The 5,479-nt window shown below is 38.6% G+C and carries 2 protein-coding genes and 3 pseudogenes; 3 read left to right on the forward strand and 2 right to left on the reverse strand.

What is annotated here, in order from left to right; all coding sequences use genetic code 11:
• Nucleotides 1–296: 296 nt before the first annotated feature.
• Nucleotides 297–3,221 (reverse strand): ATP-binding protein, encoded by a 2,925-nt coding sequence (locus tag CK510_RS23040; RefSeq protein ID WP_095723908.1) that lies wholly within the window; start codon nucleotides 3,219–3,221, stop codon nucleotides 297–299.
• A 338-nt stretch (nucleotides 3,222–3,559) separates the two neighbouring features.
• On the opposite strand from CK510_RS23040, the pseudogene CK510_RS23045 reads away from it, so the two are divergent.
• The 3 genes and pseudogenes from CK510_RS23045 to CK510_RS23050 form a co-directional block, all read left to right on the forward strand.
• Nucleotides 3,560–3,766 (forward strand): annotated as a pseudogene (locus CK510_RS23045) (histidine phosphatase family protein); the annotation flags it as partial.
• Between the two features lie 58 nt (nucleotides 3,767–3,824).
• A pseudogene (locus CK510_RS34065) lies at nucleotides 3,825–3,953 on the forward strand (histidine phosphatase family protein); the annotation flags it as partial.
• A 47-nt stretch (nucleotides 3,954–4,000) separates the two neighbouring features.
• Nucleotides 4,001–5,128, forward strand: coding sequence for a M14 family metallopeptidase (locus CK510_RS23050; protein ID WP_095723909.1), 1,128 nt, complete (start codon nucleotides 4,001–4,003; stop codon nucleotides 5,126–5,128).
• Between the two features lie 3 nt (nucleotides 5,129–5,131).
• Here the strand turns inward: CK510_RS23050 and CK510_RS23055 are convergent.
• Nucleotides 5,132–5,290: pseudogene (locus CK510_RS23055) on the reverse strand (6-phosphofructokinase); the annotation flags it as partial.
• Nucleotides 5,291–5,479 lie beyond the last annotated feature (189 nt).

Raw genomic sequence — 5,479 nt, forward strand, 5'->3', positions numbered from 1 at the left:
ATGAGATGCAACATACGTCAGCATGACAGTTTGAGTTTTCTCGTTTTGATTCATAGAATCAAAACGAGAAAACTCAAACTGTCATGCTGACGTATGTTGCATCTCATCTCATCCTGATAATATCATGCTGACGAAGGAAGTATCTTTTAAGCGATTCCTAACAGTCATAGAATCAAAACGAGAAAACTCAAACTGTCATGCTGACGTATGTTGCATCTCATCTCATCCTGATAATATCATGCTGACGAACTGTTAGGAATCGCTTAAAAAATGTTTCCTTCGTCAGGATGACAAGCTTATTTATTTCTCACCAATTCTAAAACTACCGCAATTAACTCATCTGGTTCTATTGGTTTGGATACGTGCTTTTGGAATCCTGCGGAAATTGCTTGTTCGCGATCGCACTCGCTAGCGTAAGCTGTTAAAGCGACTGCTGGAATTGCTCCTCCTTGATATGAGGGTAAATTCCTGATTTGACGCATTAACATATAACCGTCCATTTCTGGCATTCCAATATCGCTAACAATAATTTTTGGTTTTAATTGGGTTAATATATCTAGTGCTTCCAGAGCTGATGTAGCTTGGGTAACGATTGCCCCTGTTGTTTCTAAGACAAAGGTGATAAACTCCCGCGAATCGGCATCGTCATCTACTATTAATATTTCTATACTTTCGAGATTTCGGGAATTTAAGTCTAATTCTGTCTCGGTTGTACTGTTGTCTTCTTCCTGGCTTTTCTGAGATAGTGGTAACTCGATTCTAAATATTGCTCCTAAATCCTCTCCTGGACTTTCCGCAAATGCTTTACCACCATGCATTTCTGTAATTTGCCGTACGATCGCAAGTCCTAAACCTAAACCACCAAATCTTCTTGTGGTAGCTCCATCTGCTTGACGGAAGTGGTCAAAAACAGATGGTAAGAAGTCGGGAGCAATACCCTTACCAGTATCTTTTACGACAACTTGCAAGTGATTTTTCGATAATTCTATCCGTACTTCTACCCTCCCAGCAGCAGGTGTAAATTTGACTGCATTCGTAAACAAATTCCAAAAAACTTGCTGTAAACGTCCAGAATCAGCCAAAACATCACAGTTATCTACTGCACATACCATCTGTATTTGAATGTTTTTGGTTTCCGCAGCTAAACGTACTGTTTCCAAAGCTGCTAAAACCACAGATTTAAGATTTACTGTACTAATATTTAAGGTTAATTTACCTTGTAGAATTCGTGATATATCTAATAAATCTTCGATTAATTGTCCTTGTAATTTGGCGTTGCGTTCAATAATTGATAAAGCTTCCCTAGTTTTTTCAGGTTCAAGTTTGCGGGTTTGGAGGATTTTTGACCAGCCTAAAATGGGATTGAGGGGCGATCGCAATTCGTGGGATAATACTGCTAAAAATTCATCTTTGATGTGGTTGGCTTTTTCGGCTTCGCTACGGGCTTTTTGTGCATCTGCGTAAAGACGATTATTTTCGATTGCGATTGATGCCATCTGCGCTAGTTGGACAAGGATGGATTCATCTTCTTCACTAAATTCACCGTCATCGTATTTATCGGATAATTGAATTAGTCCAATATTACCACCATCTCGCCCAACTAAGGGTGCTGCTAACCAACCACGTAAGGGGGGATGTTTGCTGCCAGCAAAACTAAAACCTTTCCATTTGGGATGCTGTTCTAGTTCTGTTTGCCTCATCCGCAGGGAATGATTTGTATTAGTAACGCAGCTATAAATACCAGTATCATCGGGATTTTCTTGATAATCGCGCCAAGCTGCATATTTGTCTGATAGGGAGATTGTACTGATAGACTGTGCCCAATTTTGGTTAGTTGTGGTGCTGGTGACAGATTGATGTGCGCCAATAATACTACGAGCTTGTTCAGTAATTATTCTGAGAACTTCTTCAATTGAGAAGGTAGAATTTATTGCTAAAGCTGCTTCAGTTAAACCGCGCAGTTGATTTGCATACTGGTGCGATCGCACTAGCATTTGTTGCCTTTCTGCCTCAATTCGTCTGTATTCACTAATATCTTGGTTAACGGCAATCCCCCCAGTAATATTTCCTTGATTGTCATATAGGGGTAAGGCTGAATTCAACACTGTTTTGCGACTGCCATCAAAACACTCAATATCAACCACTTCATTAATCGAAGTTTCTCCCCGTTTGATTGCCCGTGCCAGTGCCCATTCTTCTGCGGCGATTTGTTCGCCACTATCAGACCAAAAACCCTTATACTCACCATAATCGTCAATTCCTACATGTCTTGTACCAGCCCAAATTTCCTTACCAGTTCGGTTCGTATGCATGATAGAGCCATTCTTATCAGTAATCCATACACCAACTGGTAAATTTTCTAACACTGTTTTTAGTATTTGTTCACTCTGTTGTAATGCCTCTTCCGACTGTGTTTGGGCTGTAATGTCGCGAGATGATGAGACTAATAGCTTGGCTTTTCCTGTTGCGTCGGGTACTGCTGTAACTAGGACATCCCACCATTTTGCTGTACCTTTAACTGTGGGACAAAATCCTTGAAAGCGACCAATTTTATCAGCTTTGGCTGTTTCTATGGCTTCCAAGACTAAACTGCGATCGGGTTCTTGCCATAAATTAACCCAGGATTCCCCAATATAAGATGTAAAGTCGTCAATTTCCATTAAACATAACCCTGCTGCGTTCATCGACAGCAAACAGGCATTTAAATCTAAAGTTTTAATACAATCAGCGCTACTTTCAAAAATGCTGCGGTTGAGTTCTTCCCTTTCCCGTAAAGACTCTTCTACCCGTTTGCTAACACTGATGTTTTGCCAAATTGCCATTCCCGCAAAGATTTCTCCGCGCTCGTTTTTTACTGGAACCGTATTTACTTGATAAAAATTGCGATCGTCAAATATCTCAATGAAGTTCTTTTCTCCAGCTAAAGCCTGACGATATAGAGGTTCTAATTCTCCACAAATATGCGAAGGCAATATTTCCCAAATGGTTTTACCAACTATTGCTTTGCAATCTATTCCAGTGATAGTTAATACTTCTTCCCCTTCCGCAAGTAAGTGGCACAGATTAAAATCAAACGGCATCAATGCATGATTCGGAAGATGCTTTAGTAAGGTATGATACAAACCTTCATTTTCTAATAATTCTGTTGCTTGTTCTCTGCCTAAGGTTACAGATAGCTGATTGGCAGCTAATTCGCGATTATGGTTTTCTTCATTTGACATTTGGGAACTCAGCAAAATTTCAAATTATTTTTAAAAGTTAATAAATGAAATTACTATTTGACCGCTTGGGGAGCCTATGCCTAAGATAAAGCTACGTATCATAAAAAGAACTTTACAGAGCCTTATAATTAAGGAATCAGCGAAATTTTGAAATTGTGAGTCATTATTAAATATCAATCACAATAGTTCATATCAAACCCATTTTACCTTATATATTTGTTTTTAAGCAACCGCGATAATATTTATTTGTGTAATCAATACTTTATTTAAAGTATCAAAATAAGCACATATAGTAATCATATTTGATTGCCATCTCAGCAACTGTCACCAAAAAAACGATGAACTTAACACTCTACTTTCTCCGTCATGGGCAAACAGAATGCAGTCGCAGCAACTTTTACTGCGGTTCCATCAACCCCGAACTAACTGCCGATGGACTAGAAATGGCAACTGCCTTCGCAGATACATATACTGGCACTCCTTGGACAGCAATCTTTTCCAGCCCGATGCAACGTACGATCGCAACTGTCAAACCATTATGCGATCGTGCTTTGCACGGCTCCCCTTTGGAGCATCGCATTCAAATTCAGCCAGAATTACGTGGCAATTGCGATCGCAAACCGGGCAATGCAAGTAGTTGAAGAAGTTAAACAACAATATAGTAGTGGGAATGTATTGATTGTTTCCCATAAAGCTACAATTAGAATTATGTTATGTAGCCTTTTAGGTATTGTAAAATAAGTCTAATTTTTACCACTTTTTCCTTTCCCTGATTATGTATGCTACCAATTATCGAAACAATTCCCTTACGTCAAATGGCTTCTGGGGATATTTTGTCGCTACAAGTATATAAATTTACTGGTGTAAACACGGGCAAAAAAGTCTATATCCAATCAAATTTACATGGTGCAGAAATTGCTGGGAATGCTGTAATTTATCAACTTGTTGAGTTTTTGTTGACTGTTGATGCTACTGATTTAGTCGGAGAAATTTGGCTAGTTCCAGTTTGCAACCCAATGGGTACAAACGAACGTGCCCATAATTTTGCTTCTGGAAGATACTGTGTTTATGAAGCGAAGGACTGGAACCGAATTTTTTGGGACTATGAAAAAGAAGCTGATGATTTAACCGCTTTTGCTAAATCTCAATTTCCCTTAAATATAGAGGTCGTCAGACAAAATTATCTAACCATTATCAAGAAAGAATTCGCTAAACTTTTAGAAAAAATTAATTGTTCAAGTTGTGTACCTTACACTCAAAAATTTCGCTACATCTTGCAATCCTTAAGTCTAGATGCAGATTATTTGATTGATTTACACAGTTCATCTAACCAAGGTTTAAATTATCTCTATTATTTTTACAATCGTGAGGAGAGTGCGAAATTATTCTGGCTTGATTTCGGGATTTTGTTAAATGAATATGATGGTGATGCTTTCGATGAAGCATTTATTAAACCTTGGTTAGCGTTGGAAAAGTGCTTACAGCAACTTGGTAGAGATATTCAATTTGAGATAGAAGCTTGGACTCTTGAACTAGGTACAGGGATGCAAATTATTCCTGATGCTGTCATGGAAGGAGTTCGTGGAGTGAAAAATTATTTAATCAGCAAAGGAGTGCTAAGAAATACTGGTTTATTACTTGAAGAGCAGAAAAACAGAAAAATGTTTTTTAAAAATCGCAGTGACGTGAGAAAATACTATGCTCCGGCTGGGGGAATGATTCAATCTAGAATTAAATTAGGCAGTTTAGTAAAAACAGGCGATCGTATTTATCAGATTATCTGTTTTAATAAATCGGGAAATCTGCCAAAAGTAATCGATATTTTTGCAGAAGTTGATGGATTAGTTTACGATACCTCGATTAATCAATCGGTAAACGAAGGTGAGTTTGTCATCGGAATTATATAAAAAAGGTGGATTTGCCATTAAATCCACAGTTGCTTGACAGATTCCCAAAACTTCCCATCTATAGGTCCTCTCTGCACAATGTACCACGGCTCGAATTGCAGCATTTAATCCGGAACAATCCCTACCACTGGTAAAAATACCAATACGTTTGTGCTTAGGAATGTGGATTAAATAAAGTGCAAATTTAATATGGAACCTCACCCCTTTTATTCCCCTCTCCGTGTACGGAGAGAACTTGACGGGAGATTATTCTTCCGTCAAAGTTCGGTAGAGGGGATGCGTAGCAGGGGTGAGGTTCTGTATTTTATTAAATCGTTCCTTAGTCCAATACCTTCGCCAAAACGGAGTATC

Origin of the sequence: Brunnivagina elsteri CCALA 953 (genome assembly GCF_002289455.1) — a bacterium.
GTDB lineage: Bacteria > Cyanobacteriota > Cyanobacteriia > Cyanobacteriales > Nostocaceae > Brunnivagina > Brunnivagina elsteri.